The sequence below is a fragment of the Amycolatopsis orientalis genome (assembly GCF_000943515.2).
Classification (GTDB): Bacteria; Actinomycetota; Actinomycetes; order Mycobacteriales; family Pseudonocardiaceae; genus Amycolatopsis; species Amycolatopsis orientalis.
Genome location: NZ_CP016174.1, coordinates 7,979,359 through 8,000,233, shown reverse-complemented (window position 1 = coordinate 8,000,233; position 20,875 = coordinate 7,979,359). Strand labels below are relative to the sequence as shown.

At 69.6% G+C, this 20,875-nt stretch carries 19 protein-coding genes; 9 read left to right on the top strand and 10 right to left on the bottom strand.

Translation table 11 applies throughout. From position 1 onward, the window contains the following. Nucleotides 1-13 precede the first annotated feature (13 nt). From SD37_RS34610 to ribA, 5 genes are read left to right on the top strand one after another with little or no spacing between them, the layout of a single operon-like run. The gene (locus SD37_RS34610; protein ID WP_037307820.1) at nt 14-412 is read left to right on the top strand and encodes a 6-pyruvoyl trahydropterin synthase family protein; all 399 of its coding nucleotides are present in this window, start codon (nt 14-16) and stop codon (nt 410-412) included. Then, on the top strand, nt 409-1,476 hold the full coding sequence (locus SD37_RS34605; protein WP_044856302.1) for a glycosyltransferase family 4 protein: 1,068 nt from the start codon (nt 409-411) through the stop codon (nt 1,474-1,476). Before SD37_RS34610 ends, SD37_RS34605 begins: the two co-directional genes overlap by 4 nt. Continuing rightward, nucleotides 1,473-2,291 carry a methyltransferase domain-containing protein gene (locus SD37_RS34600; protein WP_044856301.1) on the top strand — a complete coding sequence of 273 codons (819 nt, stop codon included), beginning with the start codon at nt 1,473-1,475 and terminating at the stop codon, nt 2,289-2,291. Before SD37_RS34605 ends, SD37_RS34600 begins: the two co-directional genes overlap by 4 nt. Continuing rightward, nucleotides 2,288-3,292, top strand: coding sequence for a lysylphosphatidylglycerol synthase transmembrane domain-containing protein (locus SD37_RS34595; RefSeq protein ID WP_044856300.1), 1,005 nt, complete (start codon nt 2,288-2,290; stop codon nt 3,290-3,292). The genes SD37_RS34600 and SD37_RS34595 overlap by 4 nt, the downstream gene beginning before the upstream one ends. Beyond that, nucleotides 3,289-3,918 (top strand): GTP cyclohydrolase II, encoded by a 630-nt coding sequence (ribA, locus tag SD37_RS34590; RefSeq protein WP_044856299.1) that lies wholly within the window; start codon nt 3,289-3,291, stop codon nt 3,916-3,918. Before SD37_RS34595 ends, ribA begins: the two co-directional genes overlap by 4 nt. Before the next feature lie 57 nt (nt 3,919-3,975). Here the strand turns inward: ribA and SD37_RS34585 are convergent, their stop codons facing one another. Then, entirely contained in the window at nt 3,976-4,686 is a 711-nt protein-coding gene (locus SD37_RS34585; protein ID WP_044856298.1) for a creatininase family protein, read from the bottom strand. 17 nt (nt 4,687-4,703) lie between these two features. On the opposite strand from SD37_RS34585, the gene SD37_RS34580 reads away from it, so the two are divergent. From SD37_RS34580 to SD37_RS34570, 3 genes are all read left to right on the top strand, one after another. Beyond that, nucleotides 4,704-5,492 carry an inositol monophosphatase family protein gene (locus SD37_RS34580; RefSeq protein ID WP_044856297.1) on the top strand — a complete coding sequence of 263 codons (789 nt, stop codon included), beginning with the start codon at nt 4,704-4,706 and terminating at the stop codon, nt 5,490-5,492. Nucleotides 5,493-5,586: 94 nt separating this feature from the next. Continuing rightward, entirely contained in the window at nt 5,587-6,681 is a 1,095-nt protein-coding gene (locus SD37_RS34575) for a glycosyltransferase family 4 protein (protein ID WP_145926804.1), read from the top strand. 54 nt (nt 6,682-6,735) lie between these two features. Next, nucleotides 6,736-7,473: a GNAT family protein gene (locus tag SD37_RS34570; RefSeq protein ID WP_044856296.1), complete on the top strand. Its 738-nt coding sequence runs from the start codon at nt 6,736-6,738 to the stop codon at nt 7,471-7,473. A 57-nt stretch (nt 7,474-7,530) separates the two neighbouring features. Here the strand turns inward: SD37_RS34570 and SD37_RS34565 are convergent, their stop codons facing one another. Then, the gene (locus tag SD37_RS34565; protein ID WP_044856295.1) at nt 7,531-9,198 is read right to left on the bottom strand and encodes a M14 family zinc carboxypeptidase; all 1,668 of its coding nucleotides are present in this window, start codon (nt 9,196-9,198) and stop codon (nt 7,531-7,533) included. A 170-nt stretch (nt 9,199-9,368) separates the two neighbouring features. Between SD37_RS34565 and SD37_RS34560 the strand changes: the two genes are divergently transcribed. Next, a complete protein-coding gene (locus tag SD37_RS34560) occupies nt 9,369-10,250 on the top strand; it encodes an NAD(P)-dependent oxidoreductase (protein WP_044856294.1) in 882 nt (293 codons plus the stop codon). 32 nt (nt 10,251-10,282) lie between these two features. Here SD37_RS34560 and SD37_RS34555 read toward each other — a convergent pair whose 3' ends face one another. The 8 genes from SD37_RS34555 to SD37_RS34520 all read right to left on the bottom strand — a co-directional run bounded on the left by SD37_RS34555 (nt 10,283) and on the right by SD37_RS34520 (nt 20,817). Then, nucleotides 10,283-11,245 carry an LLM class flavin-dependent oxidoreductase gene (locus SD37_RS34555; RefSeq protein ID WP_044856293.1) on the bottom strand — a complete coding sequence of 321 codons (963 nt, stop codon included), beginning with the start codon at nt 11,243-11,245 and terminating at the stop codon, nt 10,283-10,285. A gap of 16 nt (nt 11,246-11,261) precedes the next feature. Further along, nucleotides 11,262-13,184 carry an elongation factor G gene (locus tag SD37_RS34550; RefSeq protein ID WP_044856292.1) on the bottom strand — a complete coding sequence of 641 codons (1,923 nt, stop codon included), beginning with the start codon at nt 13,182-13,184 and terminating at the stop codon, nt 11,262-11,264. Nucleotides 13,185-13,378: 194 nt separating this feature from the next. Then, nucleotides 13,379-14,821, bottom strand: coding sequence for a glycoside hydrolase family 3 protein (locus SD37_RS34545; RefSeq protein WP_044856291.1), 1,443 nt, complete (start codon nt 14,819-14,821; stop codon nt 13,379-13,381). 3 nt (nt 14,822-14,824) lie between these two features. After that, a complete protein-coding gene (locus SD37_RS34540) occupies nt 14,825-15,655 on the bottom strand; it encodes a carbohydrate ABC transporter permease (protein ID WP_037307849.1) in 831 nt (276 codons plus the stop codon). Further along, nucleotides 15,652-16,638 carry a carbohydrate ABC transporter permease gene (locus SD37_RS34535; RefSeq protein WP_044856290.1) on the bottom strand — a complete coding sequence of 329 codons (987 nt, stop codon included), beginning with the start codon at nt 16,636-16,638 and terminating at the stop codon, nt 15,652-15,654. Before SD37_RS34535 ends, SD37_RS34540 begins: the two co-directional genes overlap by 4 nt. Beyond that, the gene (locus tag SD37_RS34530) at nt 16,635-17,927 is read right to left on the bottom strand and encodes a sugar ABC transporter substrate-binding protein (protein WP_044856289.1); all 1,293 of its coding nucleotides are present in this window, start codon (nt 17,925-17,927) and stop codon (nt 16,635-16,637) included. The genes SD37_RS34535 and SD37_RS34530 overlap by 4 nt, the downstream gene beginning before the upstream one ends. A 299-nt stretch (nt 17,928-18,226) precedes the next feature. Beyond that, nucleotides 18,227-18,649 carry a DoxX family protein gene (locus tag SD37_RS34525; RefSeq protein ID WP_044856391.1) on the bottom strand — a complete coding sequence of 141 codons (423 nt, stop codon included), beginning with the start codon at nt 18,647-18,649 and terminating at the stop codon, nt 18,227-18,229. 116 nt (nt 18,650-18,765) lie between these two features. Next, entirely contained in the window at nt 18,766-20,817 is a 2,052-nt protein-coding gene (locus SD37_RS34520) for a hypothetical protein (protein ID WP_044856288.1), read from the bottom strand. Nucleotides 20,818-20,875 lie beyond the last annotated feature (58 nt).

Here is a 20,875-nt window from a genome sequence, read left to right as displayed (position 1 = left end):
TCTGGGAGGTCCGTTGTTCAGTATCACCGTCCGCGACCACGTCATGGTGGCCCACAGCTTCCGCGGCGAGGTCTTCGGGCCAGCGCAGAAGCTGCACGGCGCCACCTTCGTGGTGGACGCGACGTTCCGCCGGTCCGAACTGGACGCCGACAACATCGTCGTCGACATCGGCAAGGCGACCGAAGAGCTCAAAGCGGTGCTCGCCGATCTGAACTACCGCAACCTCGACGACGTGCCCGAGTTCGCCGGGATCAACACCTCGACCGAGTTCCTGGCCAAGGTCATCGCCGACCGGCTCGCCGATCGTGTCCACGCGGGCGCGCTCGGCGAGGGGGCGCGCGGGCTCGAAGGGATCACCGTCTCGCTGCACGAGTCCCATGTCGCGTGGGCGAGCTACGAGCGTGCGCTGTGAGCGGCCTCCATGTGGTCCTTCCCAATGACATCGACGACCTGAGCGCGCCGAGCGGCGGCAACGTCTACGACCGCCGCCTGTGCGACGGCCTCGCCGCCACCGGCGTGGAGGTCCACGAGATCGCCGTGCGCGGGAACTGGCCGCGGGCCGACACCGAGGCGCGCAACGTCCTGGCGCGCAAACTCGCCGAGCTGCCCGACGGTTCGGCGGTCCTGCTCGACGGACTGGTCGCCTGCGGGGTGCCCGAGGTGATCGTGCCGTCGGCGCAGCGGCTGTCGATCGCGGTGCTGGTACATCTGCCGCTGGCCGACGAAACGGGGCTGTCGCCGTCCCTCGCCGCCGAACTCGACCGGCTGGAGCGGGAGACGCTCGGCGCGGTCGAGGCCGTGGTCGCGACCAGCGAATGGGCGGCGCGACGGCTGATCGAGCATCACGGGCTCGCCCCGCACCGCGTACACGTGGTGCCGCCCGGGGTCGACAAGGCCGAAGTCTCGTTCGGCAGCTTGGACGGCACCAGGCTGGTCTGCGTCGCCAACGTGACCCCGCGCAAGGGACAGGGCCTGCTCGCGGACGCGCTCAAGTCGCTTTCGGACCTTCCGTGGATCTGTGAATGCGTCGGCGCCATCCGGCGCGAGACGCGCTACGTCGAGCGCCTGCGGCGGCACACCCTCGGCGACCGGTTCACCCTTACCGGCCCCCGATCCGGCGAAGAGCTGGAAGCGACGTACGCCGCGGCAGACCTCCTCGTGCTGCCTTCGCGTGCGGAGACCTACGGCATGGTCGTCACGGAGGCGCTCGCGCGCGGCATTCCCGTGCTGGCGACCGCTGTCGACGCCCTGCCGGACACTCTCGGCCAGGCGCCCGACGGCAGCGTGCCCGGGATGCTCGTCCCCGGCGACGACGTCAACGCGCTGGCCGCGGCCCTGCGCCGCTGGCTCACCGAACCTGAACTGCGTGACCGGCTTCGCGCCTCCGCTCGCCTTCGCCGCGAGACGCTGACCGGCTGGGACGCGACGGCCCGCGGCGTCGCCGCCGTGCTGCTGAACGAAAGGACGGCGGCATGACGAAGTACGCCCCCAGCTGGCTGCGGTTGCGTGAGGACGCCGACGCCGCGGCCCGCGCGACCGAGTTGCTGGAGCCCGTGCGGACCTTCCTGCGGGCACAGGACGAAGTCGTCATCCGGGACCTCGGCTGCGGCACCGGCTCGCTCGGCCGCTGGTTGGCCCGGCGGCTGCCCGGCCGCCAGCGCTGGATCCTGCACGACCGCGACCCCGACCTGCTCACCCACGCGCTGGCCCGCACCAGCCGTCCGGAGCACGCGCTCGACGGAAGCGAGATCGAGGTCGTCACCGAACAGCGTGACATCACCGAACTGCGGGCGGCAGACCTCGCCGGGACGTCGCTGGTGGCGGCGTCGGCGCTGCTCGACCTGCTCACCGCCGAGGAGATGAGCAGGCTGGCGGAGGCGTGCGTCGAGGCGGGCTGCGCGGTCCTGTTCACGTTGAGCGTTTCGGGCCGGGTCGTGCTGTCGCCCAAGGAGAAGTTCGACATCGAGGTCTCCGACGCCTTCAACGCGCATCAGCGCCGGGTGACCGACGGCCGGTGGCTGCTCGGGCCGGACGCGGTGGACGTCGCGTTCGGCGTGTTCGAACGGCTCGGCGCCACCGTGCGGCGCGCCGCGAGCCCGTGGCGGCTCGGCGCGGATCAGGCCGCGCTCACCGCGGAATGGCTGACCGGCTGGGTCGGCGCCGCGTGCGAGCAGCGGCCCGAACTGGTCCCCGACGCCGACGCCTACCTGCAGTGGCGGCTCGCGCAATGCGCGGCGGGCGAGCTGAACGCGATGATCCAGCACGAGGACCTCCTGGTGGTGCCGTCGTGAAGCGGTTTTGGCCCTGGCTGCGGATCCTCGGCGCGCTCGGCATCCTCGCCGTGCTCGTCCGGGAACTGGGCACCGAGGCGTTCTTGGCCGGACTGCGCGAGGTCGACGCCGGCGGTATCGCCGCCGCGCTCGGGATCGGCTTCGCCACCACGGTGTTCAGCGCCTGGCGCTGGTGCCTGGTCGCGCGGCGGCTCAGCCTCGAGCTGTCCGTATGGGGCGCCGTCGGCGAGTACTACCGCGCGCTGTTCCTCAACGGTGTCCTTCCGGCGGGCGTGCTCGGCGACGTCAACCGCGCGGTGCAGCACGGCCGCGAATCCGGTGACGTCCCGCGGGGTGTCCGCGCGGTGGTGCTGGAGCGGACGGCGGGGCAGATCGTGGTGATCGGCGCTTCGGTCGCCGTCGTGCTCAGTACGCCTTCCGTGGTGCCGCCTCCGCTCGACGGCGTCGTCATGGCCGCCGGGATCGCGGTCGTCGTGCTCGCCCTCGCGGCCGTCGTCACCGGGATGACGGCGGGGAAGCGCTGGATCCACAGTGGATCGAAGTGGCGGCGCGGGTTCGCCGTCAGCCTGGCCGACGTCCGGCTGGGCCTGCTGACCAAGGAGACCTGGCCCGGGGTGAGCCTGCTTTCGCTGGCCACTCTGGCCGGGCATCTCGCCCTGTTCGTCGTCGCCGCGCGGGCGGCCGGGGTGACCGCGCCGGTCGGTGACCTGCTTCCGCTGATGATCCTCGCCCTGCTCGCGATGGGGCTGCCGCTGAACATCGGCGGCTGGGGCCCGCGTGAGGGCGTTTGCGCGCTGCTGTTCGGCACCGCCGGGCTCGGTTCGGCGCAGGGCGTCACCGTGGCCGTCGTCTACGGCGTGCTCGCGCTCGTCGCCTCCCTGCCGGGAGCGGGCGTGCTGCTCGCCCGCTCGGTCAAGACCCACCGCATCGACACGCCTGCCGCACCGCGCCTCGCGGCTCGCGTCGTCAGGACACCCGTACAGATTGGAGACACGCGATGACCGTGGAGAGAGTCGTGGAGACCAGACTGCCGACTCATTACGGCGTTTTCCGAGCGTACGGATATCTGGACGCCGAGGGCACCGAGCAGATGGCGCTGGTGCACGGCGACATCGCGGGCTTCGGCACGCTCGCGCGGGTCCATTCGGAATGCCTGACCGGTGACGTGTTCAGCTCGATGCACTGCGAATGCGGCGACCAGCTGGCCGCCGCGCTGCGGGCGATCGTCGAGGAGGGCGCCGGTGTCCTCGTGTACGCCCAGGGGCACGAAGGGCGCGGCATCGGGCTGCTCGCGAAGCTGAAGGCGATGCGGCTGCAGGAGGAAGGACTCGACACCGTCGAGGCGAACATCGCGCTCGGGCTGCCGGTGGACGCGCGCGACTACCGTGCGGCGGCGGAGATCCTGGCCGACCTCGGGGTGCGGTCGGTGCGGCTGCTGTCGAACAACCCGACGAAGGTCGACCAGCTGAAGCGGCACGGGCTGCGGATCAGCGAGCGGGTGCCGCTGCTGGTGACGCCGAACGACGAGAACCTGCGGTACCTGCGGACGAAACAGGAGCGGATGCACCACTTCCTGCCACATCTGGACGCTGTCGGACCGGTGGGCTCGGTCCCCCACGGCCTCTGAGGTTCAGAGGGTGAGGGGGTCGTGAGTGTTGAGTGTCGTTCTAACGACACTCAACACTCACGACCCCAGGTCTCCCCGCACCGCCGCCAAGGTCGCCTCGAAGCTCCGCACGAGCGACTCCAGTATCAGCCGGCCCTTCTCCGCCGTTCCCAGCGAAGGACGTCCCACCACACCGGACTCCGAGTAGGGCCGCAGCCCCACGGTCAGCAGATGCCGCCGGTCGTCGGCCAGGTGATCGGCCTCCGCGTAACCGGGCCGCACCAGCGACGGATGCGCGTGCAGCAAAAGGGACGTCTCCAGCTCGCCGGCGTGCATGTCGCTGTCGAGCGAGGTCTCCAGCCCGGCCGCGTCGTGCGCCGCCTGCCAGCCTTCGACGCCGGGGAAGAGCGCCATCGGCGACGTCGACTCCTGGACCACATTGGACAGGACGTAGTTGCCGCCGTGCGCGTTGACCAGCACCAGCTTCGTGACACCGGATCGGCGCAGCGAGGCGGCGACGTCGTTCACCACGGCGTACAGCGTCGCGGCCGAGATGCTGACCGTTCCCGGCCAGTCGGCGTGCTCGTGCGAGCAGCCGATCGTGATCGGCGGGAGCCGCAGCACCGGATACGCGTCGGCGAGGGCGTCGGCGATCGTCGTCGCGATCACCGCGTCGGTGGCGAGCGGGAGGTACGCGCCGTGCTGTTCGAAACTGCCGATCGGCAGCACCGCGACGTCGGCGCCCCTGGCACGCTCGTCGGCCGTCGTGGCCGTCGGGAACAGGTTCACCGGGCTACGGTAACCCTATGACCGACCACGCCGCATTGTTGTCCGTCGCCCGCGAGGCCGTCGCCATGGCGACCGGGATCATCCGCTCGATGACGTCGTTTTCCGTTGCGGCCAAAGGTGATCGCGATATGGTGACCGACGTCGACCTCGCCGTCGAGGACGCCGTGCGCGAATTCCTCGCGCGCGAGACGCCGGAGATCGGCATCCTCGGCGAGGAGCGCGGGCACGCGGGTAACGAGGACCTGTGGTGGGCGCTCGACCCGGTCGACGGCACGGCCAACTTCGCGCGCGGCATCCCGTTGTGCGGCGTTTCGCTCGGTCTCGTCGATGGCCTGAAGAGCACTGTCGCGGCCATCTCCCTGCCGTTCCTCGATGTCACCTACACCGCAGCCGAGGGCCAGGGCGCGTACGCGGGCGAAGAACGTCTCGAAGCGTCCAAAGCGACGAAGCTGTCCGACGCGATCGTCTCCGTCGGCGACTTCGCGGTCGGTGAGGGCGCGGAGGTCAAGAACCGGGTCCGGATGGCGTTGCTGGCCGAACTCGGCGGCCGTGTCCAGCGGATCCGGTTCCTCGGCTCCGCGGCGATCGACCTGGCCTGGGTCGCGCACGGCAAACTCGACGCGACCGTCATCCTCGCCAACAAGCCGTGGGACACGATGGCCGGGGTCCTGCTGGTCCGCGAGGCCGGGGGAGTGGTCGTCGACACCGACGGCGGTGAGCACACGGTGCGCTCGGCGGCCACGATCGCGGTCGGCGCCGGGCTGCGCGACGACCTCGTGGAAGCGATCGCGCGCGTGCACGGCTGAAATTCCTCCCAACCGGTGTGAACCGTCCGGGCGCGAGATCCGTGTCCCCTAATAAGGCGTTCGCCGGTTCGTCGTCCGCACCTGGAGGTCCTCCGTGTTCACCTCGAATGTTCGCGGCACCGAGCCGGTGGTGTTCGTCCTGCCGGGCGACGGGGAGGAGGACAGCGGCGAGTACGACCGCCGTATGTGCCAGAACCTTCCCGCCACCGGCCTTCCGCTGCTGGAACTGCCGATCGCCGGCGAATGGCCGATACCGGGGCCGTTGTCCCGGTCGCGGCTGGCGCGTTCGCTCACCGCGCTGCCCGACGACACCGTCGTCCTGATCGACGGCACGGTCGCCTGCGGTGTGCCGGAGATCGTGGTCCCGCACGCCCGGCGGTTGCGGCTGGCCGTCCTGGTACATCAGCCGCTCGCCGACGACCCCGCGTTCGATCCGGCGCAGGCCGCCGAACTCGACGCGTGCGAACGGGAGACCCTGCGGCTGGCGGGCATGGTCGTCGCCACCGGGCCGTGGCTCGCGCGGCATCTGATCGACCGGCACGACCTCGACCCCACCCGCGTCTACGTCGCGACACCGGGCACGGACGCGGCCCCGCTCGCCGCGGGCGCCGACGGCGTCTCCCGCCTGCTCTGTCTCGCGCCGATGACCGCGCGCCACGGCCAGGACGTGCTGATCCAGGCACTCTCGACGGTCGACGAACTGGCGTTCAAATGCGTGTTCGCCGGATCGATGCACCACGACCCCGCCTACGTCGACGAGCTGCGCTGGACCGTCGAGCGGCTCGGGCTCGGTTCCCGGATCAGCCTCATCCAGCCGCCGGACGATCTCGATCTGGTCTACGACGGCGCGGATCTGCTCGTCCTGCCGTCGAGAGGGGGCCCGTCCGGCATGGTCGTCGCCGAGGCACTGGCGCGCGGGATCCCCGTGGTGACCACCGAAACCGCCGGCGCGCACGACGCGCTCGGCATGGCACCCGGCGGCGGGGTGCCCGGCCTCCTGGTGCCGCCGAACAATCCGTCGGCCCTCGCGACGGCCTTGCTGCGCTGGTCGCTCGACGCCGAACTCCGGCACTCCCTGCGGACGTCGGCGCTCGCGCGGAGCAGCGTCCTCGAAGAATGGGACGTCGCCGCGGGAAGGCTCACCGACGTCCTTTCCCGGTTGCAGGCCACGCCGCGTCAGCTGGCGTGATCATCGCCCGGAAGCAGCTATCGGGCCGATCACCGGCTCGGTTGACTGGGCGGCATGCGAATCGTCGATCTTGCCTCCCGTCCCGATCTCCTCGATCCCGCGCTGAATCTCGGTGATGTCGGGGGTGAGTTCATCTACCGCGGCTTCAGCGGCAAGATGATCACGCCGGAGCGATTCCTGCGGCATTGGTCCCGCTACTTCCTGATCGCGCTGGACGACGACGGCGTGCCGATCGCGCGGGCGCTGTCGGTGCCGCTGACGTATCCCGCGGACGACCGCGCCGAGCTGCCGGAACACGGCTGGGACGAGGCGATCCAGTGGGCCGCGCAGGATCTCATGGACGGCCGCGCGCCCGACACGTTGTGCGCGCTCGAAGTCGTCGTCGCCCCGCGTCTGCGCGGGACGGGCCTGTCCACGCCGATGCTGAAGGCGCTCAAGGCCCGGGCGGCCGAGACGGGGCTGAAACGGCTGATCGTCTCGGTGCGCCCGATCGGCAAGGAGGACGAGCCGGACGTGCCCATGGACTCCTACGCCGTCCGTCGGCGCGAGGACGGGCTGTTCGCCGACCGCTGGATGCGCACCCACGAACGACTGGGCGCGCGGATGATCAAGGTCTGCCCGTTCGCCGTGACCATCTCGGGCTCGATCGCGGACTGGCGCACGTGGACCGGCGTCAAACTCGCCGACGGCGACAACGTGATCCCCGGCGGGATCGCGCCGGTGCACGCGAACGTCGAGCGCGACTGCGGGGTCTACGTGGAGGCGAACGTCTGGATGGAGCATCCGTTCTGACCGGCCCTCGTGAGTGGTAATGACGGTTAGAACCGTCATTACCACTCACGACCGTGGTTACGCGAGGGCCGCGCTGAGCGGCTGTCCGGTCGCCTGCTCGGTGCGCGCGACGAACTCCCGCAGCAGGGACCGGGCCTCGGGTACCGCCTCACCGATCGCCGTCGCGGCCTCGGTCAGCTTCGAGGCGACGTCGCTTTCGAGCACCGGATCGTGCTCCAGCTGGGCGACTTCCGTGATCCGTTTCAAGGCGATGGTGGCCTTCACCCTCGCCCGCGGATTCTCGCCGAGAGCCCGCAGGATCCCCGGGCCGTGCGCCACCAGGCCGTCGTACAGTTCCCGCGAAGCTCCCATGTGCCGGGCGAGGACCTCGTCGGCCGCTTGGAGCAACGCGCTGTCAGGACCGGTCGGGCAGTAGATCTCCAGCAGGAACTCCAGTATCGCCGGCCCGATCTCTTCGATCACGTTGTAGACCTCCGCGTACGGAGGCTGGAAAGCACCGAGGTAGTCGCCGCCGACCGGCGGTTTACCGGTCTCGATGCAGAACGTTCGCACCTTGCTCAGCCCGGGGTTCACGAAATGCCGGGAGAAGGTGTAGTCGTCGATGGTCGCCGTCGTCGGGTACAGCCCGACACTCTGCTGGAGGGTGTATGTCCGGCCGTGCGCCTTCGGGATGACGTCCCGCATGCGGCTTCCGGCGCGGAGGAACCAGTTCAGGTCGCCTTCCGGGATGTACTCGCGGTAACGGCCATCGTTCGGAACACCGCGATCCGGATTCGGCACGCGGAAGTTCTGGGCGGGGTCGGTGGTCTGGTTGTCGTCGTCGCCCCACGGGTAGAGGATCAACTCGCTGTAGGAATGCAGGTCCAGCACGGCGGTGATGTGCGGGAAGGTGTCCAGCAGCCAGCGGATGTCGCGGGTCTCCGGTTCCGAGAAGGCGTGCGGCCCGCGGTAGACCTCGCTCGCCGGGTCGGCACTGGTACCGATTCCGCTGTCGAAGAGGAAATCGTAGTTGCGGTTGAGGTCGACACCGCGGCCGTTGCCGCGCCACATCCGCAGATGTTCCGCGGACATCACGATGTCCCGGCCGTCCGGGTTGACCATGGGAACGACGAAGATGTCCAGGTTGTCGACGAGCATTTTGATCGTGCTGTACCCGTACTCGCTGCCCGGGTAGTAGACCGACGTCTGCGACGAGAGGGCGTAGGTCATCCGGAAGATCCAGTTGTACAGCACCTCGGGGTTCATCAGCTCACGCGCGTGCGCGCCCGCCATCAGGATCACGCCCGGCCTGTCGGTCCGGTCGCCGCCTCGCATCCGCAGCGCGGACATGGGTTTTCCCTGTACGGACCGCTCGGGCAGCCGGATCCAGGAGAGGGTGCCCGGCATGGACTGAGCCATGTCGCGGACCAGGCGTTCGAACTGGATGGAGTCCCGGTACCCCGGCGGTACGGCGTCCGGCCCGGCGCCGAGGGTTCGCTCACCTGGTTCCGGCGCGACTTCCAGTGGCGCGGCTTCCACGTCGGGATGGATCAGGACGTCATGTCCGCTCTCGGTGAGTTCGGTGATCTCCGCGTCGCGGAGGTATCCGTCGATCGCCGCACCGTCGGCGATTTCCCTGGCGGTCGAGGGGAACAGGTCGAGTCCGCGGTGAGCGAGCAGGCGGAGCGCGTCGCGGCTCTCGACGGAAACGGTGACGAAATGCCGGGCGGCCTCGGTGTCGGGCATGTGGTGATCCCCTCTGTGGTCGGTACGCCGACGACGCTAGGGACCACCAACCGTCGTGACAGGGTCGGAACGGACCTGCTTTCAGGCGGCCGTAGGGGCATTCCTCGCGACTTTCGGCAGGAAGGTCGCATCGGCCACAGCGGCCCCCGGCCGTGCCGCACAGTGGATCCATGGGTATCTCACGAGTCGGTTTCGCCGGGCTGGGCAGTATGGGCGGGCCGATGGCACTGAACCTCGCGCGGGCCGGAGTCCCGTTGCTCGTCTGGAATCGCACCCCGGGGAAAGCGGACCAGGTCGCCGAGGCCGCCGAAGACGTGGCCGAACTCTTCACGCGGTGCGATGTCGTGATCCTGATGCTGAAGGACGCGGACGCCGTCGACGCCGTGCTCGACCGCGGAGGGCCCGCGTTCGCCGAGCGGGTGCGAGGCCGCACGATCGTCCACATGGGAACGACGGCGCCGGAGCATTCCCGTGGACTCGAGACTGACCTTCTCGCGGCCGGGGCGAAGTACGTGGAGGCACCGGTTTCCGGCTCGCGGGTCCCGGCCGAGGCCGGTGAGCTGGTCGCCATGCTCGCGGGTGATCCCGGCGCGATCGAGGAGGTACGGGAGCTGTTCGAGCCGCTGTGCCGGGAAACCGTGCACTGCGGGCCGGTACCCAACGGGCTCCTGATGAAGCTGGCGGTCAACGTGCAGCTGACCGCGGTCGTGACCGGGCTGGCCGAGACCGTTCACTTCGCCCGTACGCACGGGCTCGATCTCGGCCTGCTCACCGGCGTCCTCGGCGCGGGGCAGCTGGCGAGCCCGATCCTGCGGGTCAAGACCCCCAAACTGGCGGACGAGGATTTCGCGCCACAGGCCTCGATCGCGAACGTCCTGGCCAACGTCGAGCTGATCGCGGCGTCGGCCAGGGAAGCGGGGCTCACGCTGCCGCTGCTCGAAGCCGCCCGCGTCCTCTACGCCGAGACGGCGCGACTCGGCTTCGGCGAGGCGGACATGGTCGCGGTCGTCAAGGCCCTCGAGACGCGTTCAGAGGACGAAACGCGTCAGTGAAACGCGTTCCGTCCTCTGGACGCGGTGGGAGGTCAGCCGCGCAGGGCGGCGGCGATCCGGCCCGCGGCGGCGAACGACTCCTCTTCCGGCTCACCGAGCAAGGGCAGCAGGATGACGGATTCGGACCCGGCCGCGTACAGGCCCCGGATCTGCTCGGCGCACCGGTCGAGCGAGCCGCTGATGCTCAGCCTGTCGATCCACTCCGGACGCAGCCGCCGCGCCAGATCCTTCCGGTCGGTGGCGGCCTTGACCTCGGCCAGCAGTTCGGCGCCGAAGTCCAGCGGCTCCAGCGCGGGGCCCGAGTCCGGCCCGATCGCGGAAGCGACGTCGGCCCGCGCCCGCTCGCGGGCCCGTTCGGGATCGCCGTCGAGGGCCAGCCAGTTGTAGGTGGCGATCGAATGGCCCTCGACACCGATGAGGTCCCGCGTCGCGCGGACGTACTCCGGGGTCGCCGGTTCGGCCAGGAGCGTCCCGTCGGCCACCCGGCCCGCGGCGGCGAGGGACTTCGGGCCGCGGACGCCGGCGATGAGCTTCGGCGGCACCGCGGGCGGGAACTCCAGTTCGACTTCGTCCAGCCGGACATGCTTGCCCTCGAAGGAAACACGCTCACCCGCCAGCAACCGCCGGACGACCGTCAGCGTCTCCTCGAACGCGGCGAGCGGCGACTTCGGCCACGCGTTGATCTGCCGCATCCAGCTCGGCACGCCGTGCCCGAACCCGGCGATGAGGCGTCCCGGGTACAGCTCCGCCAGCGCTGCGATCTCCATCGCCACGATGGCCGGGTTCCTGGCCACGGCGGGCATGATGCCGATGCCGAGGGTGATCTTCTCGGTCGCCGCCAGTACCGCCGACGCCGTGGCGATCCCGCCCGCGTAGAAGCAGTCCTCGACGATCCAGACCTCGTCCAAGCCCTCCTGTTCCGCGCGCCGGGCCAGCCCGACGAGGCGGGCGGCGGGCAGTTCCCGCGGGATCCTGACCCCGAGCCGTGAAACCATGACGTTCTCCGTTCTTTCAGACGCGCCGCAGCACGCGCAGCAGGTATTCCTTGCGGTCCAACGGGTTGTGGTCGGTTCGCGGTCGCGATGGCGCCGGCCCCCGCACGGGCCGGTAGCCGTGGAAGACGGTCTCCATCGTGCCTTCCCCTCGGGTCGCCGAGGGCAGAAGCTGGTGCACCTCATGGATTTTCGCCGCCGGGATCTCGCCGTCGAGTTCGGCCGTCCCGGCGCGGGTGAGCGTCGTCCGCGGGACGGCTCGTGCCTTCGCCAGCAACGCGGTGACCGCGCCGAGTGTGTCGGCCGGGGCCTGGAGGGTGAACCGGTGCAGGGGTTCGTGCACGGTCGTCCCGGCTTCGCGCAGCGCGGCCATCAGCACCAGCGGCGTCAGACCGCGGAAGTCCCCGGCGGTGCTGGACATGCTCTTGTCGAAGGTGCCGTGCGCGTGGCTTTGCCGGGCGTAGTAACCGGAATGCGTCAGCGTGACCACGCAGTCGAGCACCTCCCAGCCGCGGATTCCCTCGCGCAGGGTCTCTTTCACCGTGTCCTCCACGGCTTTGACGAAGGAGTACGGCATCGAGCCGAGTTCGACCTCCAGCCGGAACGAGATCCCGCTCCCCGGAGGACCGGGCTCGACGCGCAGCCCGACCGTGGCCAGGAAGGGATTCGGCGTCTTGCCGATGAGTTCGACGGCGGAACCGGAACCGGAGACGTGTTCGACGCAGATCGTGGTCGTCTCGCTGAACGTGACGGCGATGCCGTACTCGTCGGCGAGCGTCGCCTGGATGACCTCCTTCTGTACTTCGCCGTACAGCGAAACGGAGGTCTCCTGCCGGACTTCGTCGTGCCGCAGGCCGATCAGCGGATCCTGTTCGGTCAGCTGGGTCAGCGCCTGGTGCAGCGGCCCGCGCTCGGCCGGGCGCACCGGCGAGACGACGGTTTCCAGCGTCGGCGGCGAGAACAGGGCCTCCCGCGCGTGACCGGGACGGTTTCCGAGTACGTCACCGATGCGGACGTCGAGACCCGAGAGTTTCGCGATGCGCCCGGCCCCGACCGAGCCCGACGGCACAACCGAGCCGTTGTCGAAGACGCTGATCGCGGTGACCTTGCCCTCGCCGTCACCGAGCGGGACCTTGTCGCGCACGGCGAGGCCGCCGGAGAACAGCCGCACGTAGGCGATCTTCTCGCCACCAGGGCCGCGTTCGACCTTGAACACCGTGCCGGACAGCGGCCCGTCGGCGGTACTTTCCTTGGCGGGCAACAGGTTCTCGATACCGTCACGGAGCGCGTCGATGCCGGCGCCGGTGATCGCCGATCCGAAGTAGACCGGATATGCGAGCCCTTCGGCCACTTTCGCGGTGAGTTCGGAGTGGAGCCGCGACGGGGTGAACGCGTCCGGATCGGTGAGGTAGCCGGTCAGGAAGTCTTCGTCGAGGGTCGCCAGCAGGTCGGTCACCCGCTCGGGTTCGACGGGGTCCATCGCGACGACCGAGGGCGTGAGCTTCGCCGCGATCTCCCGGAACACGCGGTCCGGGTCGGCGCCGCGCCGGTCGAGTTTGTTCACGAACAGCAGGGTCGGGATGCGCAGCCGTCGCAGCGTGCGCATCAGGACGCGGGTCTGGGCCTGGACGCCTTCGACCGCCGACAGCACCAGGACGGCGCCGTCGAGTACGGCGAGCGCGCGTTCGACTTCGGCGATGAAATCGGGGTGGCCGGGGGTGTCGATCAGGTTGACGGTGACGTCGCCGAGCGCGAACGACACGACGGCCGCCTTGATGGTGATCCCGCGGGCGCGTTCCAATGCCAGCGTGTCGGTCTGCGTGCTGCCGTCATCGACGCTGCCCAGCTCACCGATGATCCCGGCCGTATGCAACAGCCGCTCGGTCAGGCTCGTCTTCCCGGCGTCAACATGCGCCAAAATCCCCAGGTTGAGGGTCTTCACGAAGTGTCTTGTCCTTGCGGTAGGCGGAAATTACCTGGTGAAAGGACATAGACACGGGCAAGACGATCATCTCCTAGGCCGGGAACCGATCTTGCCGACTACAACACCCCCGCTTCGCTCCCGCAACTCTTTTTTGCGCGTGAAGGCCCCCTTCCCTCGGCTCAGCCGAGGGAAGGGGGCCTTCACGCGCAATCTCAGGCCAGGTATTCCGCGGCGGCGCGGAGGCTGACGTAGGACCCGCTGAACGTGTCGATCCGCGGGCCGTCGGTGCCGGGGCCGGGCGCTCCGGTCTCGACGCGGATGTAGTCCACGCCCGACTCCCGGAGCCAGGCCAGGAACTCGCGGACCTCGGGGTGCCGGTGCGCCTCGCGCGTCACGATGACGAGGTCGCGCGCGCCGTGGACGGCGTCGATCGCGGTCGCGATCCCGTCCCCGGTGACCTTGAGCGCCCGCGTGCCGGGTACGAGTTCGGTCAGATGCGGGCCGAGCCCCCACGGCATCGGCCCGGCCGCGATGATCGGCTCGGTTTCGATGTCGATCACCAGCGGCGGCCCGGCGAGCTTCGGCGAACCCTGGATCCGCAGCGCCTTGCGCGCCGCCTCCAAACCGAGCCGGTGATCCACCGCGGTGATCGGCGTCGACACCGGGGGAGCGCCGAGCGCGGCGACCCGCTCCGACGCCTCGGCCAGCCGCTCCAGCGGCAGTTCACCGGCTTCGACCGCGGCCGCGATCACCGCCGCGATCCGGTTCAGCTCGTCCTCTTCGAACGAGACGCCGCCCAGGCAAAGCGCGTCGGCGCCGGCGATCAGCGCCCGCACGGCCGCCCGGCCGACCCCCTCGGTCTTGCCGAGTTCACCGGCGATGGCGCCCATGTCGAGCGCGTCGGTGACCACCGCGCCGGTGAAGCCCAGTTCGCCGCGCAGGACGTCGGTCAGCGCCTTCGGGTTGAGCGTCGCGGGCAGGTCGCCCCACGCGGGCACGACGAGATGCCCGGTCATCACCGCGCGCACCCCCGCCGCGATCGCCGCCTGGAACGGGACGAGTTCGATCTCGCGCAGTTCCGCCTCGGTGCGGGGCAGGACCGGCAGCGCGTGATGCGAATCGTCGGTCGCCGCCCCGTGCCCGGGGAAATGCTTGGCCGACGCGGCGACGCCGTACTTCTGCAGGCCGGTGATGTACGCCGCGACATGCGGCGACGCCTTCACCGGATCCGAACCGAACGCCCGGACGCCGATGGAGGGATCCTCCGCGGCCAGGGTCAGATCCGCGCACGGGGCGAAGTTGATCGTGACCCCGCACGCGGCCAGCCGCTCGCCGAGTGCCGCGGCGACCGACGCCGTCAGCTCGACGTCGTCCGCGGCGCCGAGCGCGAGCGGCCCCGGGACGAACGAGCCGGTGGCGACGTCGAGCCGCGTGACGTCACCGCCCTCTTCGTCGATGCCGATGAGCACGTCGGGCCGTTCCGCCCGCAGCTGCGCGCTCAGCGCGGCCACCTGCTCGTCGTCGACCACGTTGCGGCCGAACAGGATCGCGCCGCCGAGGCCGTCGGCCACCTTGCGCCGCAGCCAGTCCGGCGCGGTCGTGCCGTCGAAGCCCGACACGAGAACGGAGCCGGCGAGCTTTTCCGGTGAAGACAAGGATTATCCCTTCACTGCGCCTGCGGTCAGGTTGGACACGAGCTTGCGCTGGACGATGATGAAGAACACCAGCGCGGGTACGGCGTAGATGACCGACGCCGCCATGATGCCGCCCCAGTCCACGGAAAACGCCGTCCGGAACGACGAAAGCCACACCGGCAGCGTCTGCATGTTCTGGTCGCGCATGAACACGAAGGCGAACAGGAACTCGTTCCACGCGGTGATGAAACTGAACACCGAGGTGGTCACCAGTCCCGGCGCGAGCAGCGGCAGCGTCACCCGGCGGAACGCGCCCGCCCGGCTGCAGCCGTCGATCATCGCGGCCTCTTCGAGGTCGTACGGGATGCCGTTGACGAAGCCGTAGAGCATCCAGCACGTGAAGGGCAGCGTCGCCGCGAAGTACACCAGCAGCAGCGAAGGCAGCTGGTTGAGCAGCCCGGCGTCCCGCATCAGCAGGTACATCGGGATCAGCAGCGCCTCGAACGGCGCGAGCTGGGCGACCAGCACCAGCAGCAGGAAACCCTTGCGGCCGCGGAAACGCATGCGGGACAACGGAACCGCGGCGAGCACACCCGCGACGAGCGAGCACAGCACCGCGCCGATCGTGACGATCAGGCTGTTGGCGAGGTAGGTGGTGAAGCCGGGTTTCGTCAGCGCCGAGACGAAGTTGTCGAACGTCACCGAAAGCGGGACCAGGTCGTAGCTCGGCGACAGGACCTCGCCCGGTGTCTTCAGTGAAGAGGTGACCATCCAGTACGTCGGGAAGACGAACAGGAGGGCCACGACCACGCCGAGCGTGCCGAGGCCGATCCGCTGGGTCAGGGACTTCCTCATGACAGGTCGGCCTCCTTCGTGCGCACCAGCAGCTGTACGTACCGGGCGGTGAGCAGGATCAGCACGAGCATCATCAGCAGGGCGGCGGTCGCCGCCAGGCCGAAGTGGTTGCCCGCGAGGCCCTTGAGGTACATGTAGACCGGCAGCGTCGTGCTGGCGCCGTCCGGCCCGCCCTGGCGGATCGCCCACACCTGGGCGAAGACCTTGAAGTCCCACAGGACCGACAGGAACGTGACCATGGTCAGGATCGGCCGGATCGCCGGCCAGCTGACCGCCCAGAACGCCTGCCAGGCGTTGGCGCCGTCGATGCCCGCCGCCTCGTACTGCTCCTTCGGGACGCCGAGAAGCCCGGCGTACAACGTGAACGCCACGAACGGCACGGCCTGCCAGACCACCAGCAGGCCGATGACGGTCAGCGTGCTCGGGCCGGTGGAGAACCAGGAATGCCCGATGAACTCCTCGAACCCGAGTTTCGCGAGCGTCTTGTTCAGGATCCCGTACTGCTGGTCGAAGATCCACTGGAAGATCGTGGTCGTCGCGACCACCGGGGTCGCCCACGCGAGGATCAGCGCGACCTGCAGGATCACCCGGACCACCGGGTTGAGATGCCGCATCAGCAGCGCCATGAACAGCGCGAGCAGCAGGGTGGTGAGCACGACCGCGGCGGTGAACACCAGCGTGCGGACCGTGATCTCCCAGAATTCGGGGTCGGACAGGATCGTGGAGAAGTTCTCGAACCCGACCCAGACCATGTCTCCGGAGACCAGCTCACGGAGGTCGAGCTTGCGAAGACTGATCCCGACCAGCTGCAGCGTCGGCCAGCCCAGCAGGACCAGGATCGCGATCAGCGCGGGAAGGATCAGCAGATACGGCGCCGTCCGTTCGCCGAGACGGAGGCGCCGATTCGACTTCGGCGGCTTGATGCGCGGCGAAGCCGGCGGGGAGGACCCCGCCGGCGTCGTCACATCTTTTGTCGTGGTCATCCGCCGATGAGCTTGTCGAGCGCTGCGTTGGCGTCGGCGGTCGCCTGGTCGAGCGATTTCGTTCCGGTCAGGTACGCGGTCAGCATGTCCTTGATCGGGTTCTGGCCGGACTCGACGTCACCCCACTTGGGGCTGGTCGGCACGGCGCGGCCGTTCTTGGACGCCTCGGCCATGACCTTGGTGAGCGGGTTCGCGTCGAGCGCGGACACGTCGGTCGAGGTACCGGGGACGTAACCGGCCTTGGCCAGCTCGGTCTGGTACTTCGGGGTGGAGAACAGCTTGACGTAGTCCTTGGCCGCGGCCGAGTTCTTGCTGTTGGCCGGGATGACCAGGTTCGAGCCGCCGAGGAAGACCGGGGCCGACTTGCCGGCGGTCTTGCCCGGGATCGGGAAGGCGCCCGACTTCTCCTTGATCGACGGGTCGGTCTTCGCCGCGGTGTCGGCCTCACCCGGGACACCGATCATCATCGCGACCTTGCCCGCGCCGTAGATACCGGCCTGCTGCGGGGTGGCCTCGTCGGCGTCCTTCGGCGCCTTGGTGCCCGAAGCGTCGGTGAGCTGCTTGTAGAACTCCAGCCCGGCCTTGGCCTGCGGGGTGTTCAGCGTGGCCTTGAAGGACTTTCCGTTGGCCTGGGCGATGTCGCCGCCCTCGTCCCAGATGAACGACAGCAGTTCGTACCAGTTCTGGCCAGGCTGGTAGAGCGCCTGGAACTCGGGGTCGCTGCCGAACTTGGCCTTGAGCTTGGTGATCGCGTCGAGCCATTCCGCGCGGGTCTTCGGGGTCGCGGTGATGCCCGCCTGCTCGAACATGTCCTTGCGGTAGATGACCTCACGGTTGGCCGCGTAGAACGGGACGCCGTAGGTCTTGCCGTCGAATTCACCGGAGGCCTTGAGCCCCTGGAGCCACTGGGCGCCGTTGAAGTCGGCGACGCTCGAGGTGAGGTCGGCGAGCACGCCCTGGTTGGCGAACGCGGGGGTCTGGGTGTTGCCCAGCTCGATCACGTCCGGCGGGTTGTCACTGGCCAGCGCGGTGGTCAGCTTCTGCTGGATGCCGTTCCACTGCTGGATCTCGTACTTGACCTTGACGCCGGGGTGCGCGTCTTCGAATTCCTTGTGGAGCGAGTTCGTCAGAGCTTCGGGGGCGGTCCCGGTCATGAGCCAGACCGTGAGCGTGCCGTTCGAGGCCGGGGCGCTCGAATTCGTGCTGTCGCCACTGCCGGAACCGGCGCAGCCCGCCGTCGCGAGGGTGATGGCGGCGGCGCCCGCAGCCATCTTGAGCCAGCGCTTCACTCGTGCCGTCCTTTCGATGCCCGGCCACTGTGCCGGGCTCCCACAAAATGGTGTAGACCAATGCGGGCAGCGTGGTACGTACCACTGCGACTGTCAAGCGGGTGGCCGGTTCGTTGTAAACGAGCCGCAATCTTTCACCTTGTGTGAGCACATGATCACGCTGACGGGCGGATTTCGCGGCCCTCGTCAGGTTGTCGCGAGGCGCGCTGACATGCGGTTTTTCGTTGACTGTTCCGGTGAACGGAGCATTCGGCGGAACGCTCAGGGCTGTTCGGTGGAAGCCGGACCGGCTTATCGGATCAGTAGTCCTCGTCGTCGTCGAGAGGCGGCTCGATGCCGAGGAGCGCCCTGGTCTGATCCTGCAGGAACCACGCCAGCGTCGCGCAGACGATCAGCAGGATGAGGGGGAGGACGGGGCCGCCGTTGGTGAGGATGAACAGCTCGGTGACGCTCGCGCCCACCATGACCCCGGCGAGCAGCAGCGCCGCCGGGCCGCCGAGGCGGGGGACGAGCAGGCCGATCGCGCCGCCGACCTCGAGGACGCCGGTGACGTACCGGAGCCACTGCCCGAGCCCGATCTCGGCGAAGGTCTGTTCGGTGTGGCCGCCCGCGAACAGCAGATAGCCGCTGTAGAGGAACTCGGCGGCGAGCGCGACGCGCACGATCCACACCACGATCGTGCCGATCGACGGGCTTCGGGTGGCGCTGGCTCCTTCGGGCATGCCGGGCATCCTTCTCCAGCCGGTGAGGGCCCGCAAGACCGCGTCGAGAGGACTGAACGCGTTCTCGTTCCGCGCCGTCCAGGCCAAAGAACGCGTTCAGTCCTCTCGATGCGGCGTCAGGTTTCGCCGAGGAGGATCTGTTCGAGCAGCAGGTCTACGTCACGGGCGGACTCGGCCTCGCCTATCCGGTGGAAGGTTTCGGCCGCGCGGAGGGCGCGGCGGGCGGCTTCCCGGACGCGGCCCGCGGCGCTGAGCACGTGCGCGGCGACGTGGTCGAGCTGGGCGACGAGATGCTCCCTGGCCGGCGCGGTTTCGGTTTCCACGGCGTGCACGGCGGTCTCCGCGGCGTCGAGTGCGGTCAGTGCCGCGTCGAGGTCGCCGGACCGCAACCGGGAAAGCGTCGCCGCGTTACGGCAGGTGGCGGCCACGTAGCCGCCGCCGATCGCCACCGCCGCGTCGGCGGCCCGCGCGTAGAAATCGGCGGCGTTCGCGCCGTAGCCGAGCAGGTCCAGTTGTTCGGCGGCGGCCATGCTCACCGAGATGTAGGAATGCCCGGTGTCGCCCGACTTCTGCAGGATCTCGGCGAGGACGGCGTATTCGTCGAAGGCGCGCGAGGATTCGCCGAGCGCGCGGTAGGCGTCGGCGTACATCCACCGGCAGCGGTGTCCCCAGTCCGGGAGCCCGGCGAGCAGGCCGATGGTGCGGGGTGCGACGTCGAGCACATCGTCGTGGCGGCCGGAACCGTGCAGCGCGGTGACGAGGACGTACCAGTGTTCCGCGGTGTCCTTTCCCCTCGATGCGGCGATACCGAGCGACACGTAGGCGTCGTCGACCGCTTCGGCGAACCGGCCGGTGCCGATCAGGGACATCGCCCGGAGCTGGCGGAGGTGCCCGCGCAGCCGCTCCGGGCCGCTCTCGGGCAGCGTCGACAGCAGGTGCTCCACGAAGACGTCCAGTTCGTCGAGCGATCCCGCGCGCTCGTAGGCGATCCGGGCCTGTTCGACGGCTTCGACGGCCTTCTCGCCGACGTTCCCGATGATGAAGGCGTCGATGGCCGCCCGGGCGAGTTCCACCGTGGGCACCGGATCCTCGCCGTCGCCGTTCCGCAGCGACGCCTCCAGGCACAGCAGGGTGCCGAGGAGCAGGGGATCGCCTGCCGAGCGGGCCCGGTCCGCCCCGCGCCGCAAGGCCTCGTACGCCTCGGGAGTGCGGCCCTGTCCGGAAAGTACGTGCGCCAGCCAGTATTCGCCCCAGCAGGCGGCGACGTCGTCGGTCCCGGCGCGCAGCCGCGCCGCGGCCACCGTCGTCAGCGCGACCCCCGTCTCGGCCTGCTCGTCGAAGACCAGCCAGAGGCCGAGCCAGCATTGGTTGAGCAGGAACCGGACTTCGTCGCCCTGGCGCCGGAATCCGGCGGCCGCGCGGCGCAGCCGTTCTTCGGTGTCGCCACCCTGGAAGAAGATCGCGCGCAGTTCGGCCAGTCGCGGGGCGATCCCCTCTTCGACGGTGCCGATCGCGGCGAGACAGGCCCGCGCCTCGTCCGGTTCGCACCGGTGATTGTGGATTTCGGCCCGGACGACGAGTTCCTCCGCCGACAGGTCCGGCGGCGGCAGGATCGGGACCCGGGGGAGTGCGGAAGGCAGGAGCGGCACGAAGTCCGCGACCGGTTCCGCGGACATCTTCTCCTGGGCGTACTCGGTGAAGTGGGTGCTGCCTTCGCCTTCTCCTTCGTCGAGTTCCTCGGCCTCGACGAACGCCGCCGCCCGCATCCGCCGGTGCAGCAGGCGCAGGGTGAGGCCGTCGTACGGTCCGTTGAGGACGAACCGGATCTCGCCGTATCCGGTTTCTGTCAGCCGCCGCGTGAGCAGCGCCGCCGCGGCGAAGAACTCCAGCCTGCCGACGGCGTCACCGTGATCTCCGACACCGTCCAAAAGCGACAGAAGTTCGAGACCGGTGTGCTCGTTGCCGGTGAGCGCGCAGAACTCCAGCCGCAGCGCGTGATCACCGTAGGGGCGCGCGTCCCCGGTCGAGGCCCTGGTCACCCACCGGTAGGCGGCCGCCGCCTCGGCGTACTTGCCGGCGGCCGCCAGCGGCACCAGCGTCCGGCACAGCCGGGTGATCTCGGCCCCGCCGGCGCCGCCCGCGTCCGCGCGTCGTGGATCCACTTCCATGGTTCTGCCCCCAGAACATGACGTCGACGCCGGATCTTAACTCCCGGACCTCCGTCAT

Bases quoted from the DNA above. Each gene is read 5' to 3' on its own strand.
- ribA (WP_044856299.1), top strand. From the start codon at position 3,289: ATGACCGTGGAGAGAGTCGTGGAGACCAGACTGCCGACTCATTACGGC.
- SD37_RS34540 (WP_037307849.1), bottom strand. From the start codon at position 15,655: ATGAGGAAGTCCCTGACCCAGCGGATCGGCCTCGGCACGCTCGGCGTG.
- SD37_RS34570 (WP_044856296.1), top strand. From the start codon at position 6,736: ATGCGAATCGTCGATCTTGCCTCCCGTCCCGATCTCCTCGATCCCGCG.
- SD37_RS34560 (WP_044856294.1), top strand. From the start codon at position 9,369: ATGGGTATCTCACGAGTCGGTTTCGCCGGGCTGGGCAGTATGGGCGGG.
- SD37_RS34555 (WP_044856293.1), bottom strand. From the start codon at position 11,245: ATGGTTTCACGGCTCGGGGTCAGGATCCCGCGGGAACTGCCCGCCGCC.
- SD37_RS34520 (WP_044856288.1), bottom strand. From the start codon at position 20,817: ATGGAAGTGGATCCACGACGCGCGGACGCGGGCGGCGCCGGCGGGGCC.
- SD37_RS34580 (WP_044856297.1), top strand. From the start codon at position 4,704: ATGACCGACCACGCCGCATTGTTGTCCGTCGCCCGCGAGGCCGTCGCC.
- SD37_RS34525 (WP_044856391.1), bottom strand. From the start codon at position 18,649: ATGCCCGAAGGAGCCAGCGCCACCCGAAGCCCGTCGATCGGCACGATC.
- SD37_RS34600 (WP_044856301.1), top strand. From the start codon at position 1,473: ATGACGAAGTACGCCCCCAGCTGGCTGCGGTTGCGTGAGGACGCCGAC.
- SD37_RS34535 (WP_044856290.1), bottom strand. From the start codon at position 16,638: ATGACCACGACAAAAGATGTGACGACGCCGGCGGGGTCCTCCCCGCCG.
- SD37_RS34565 (WP_044856295.1), bottom strand. From the start codon at position 9,198: ATGCCCGACACCGAGGCCGCCCGGCATTTCGTCACCGTTTCCGTCGAG.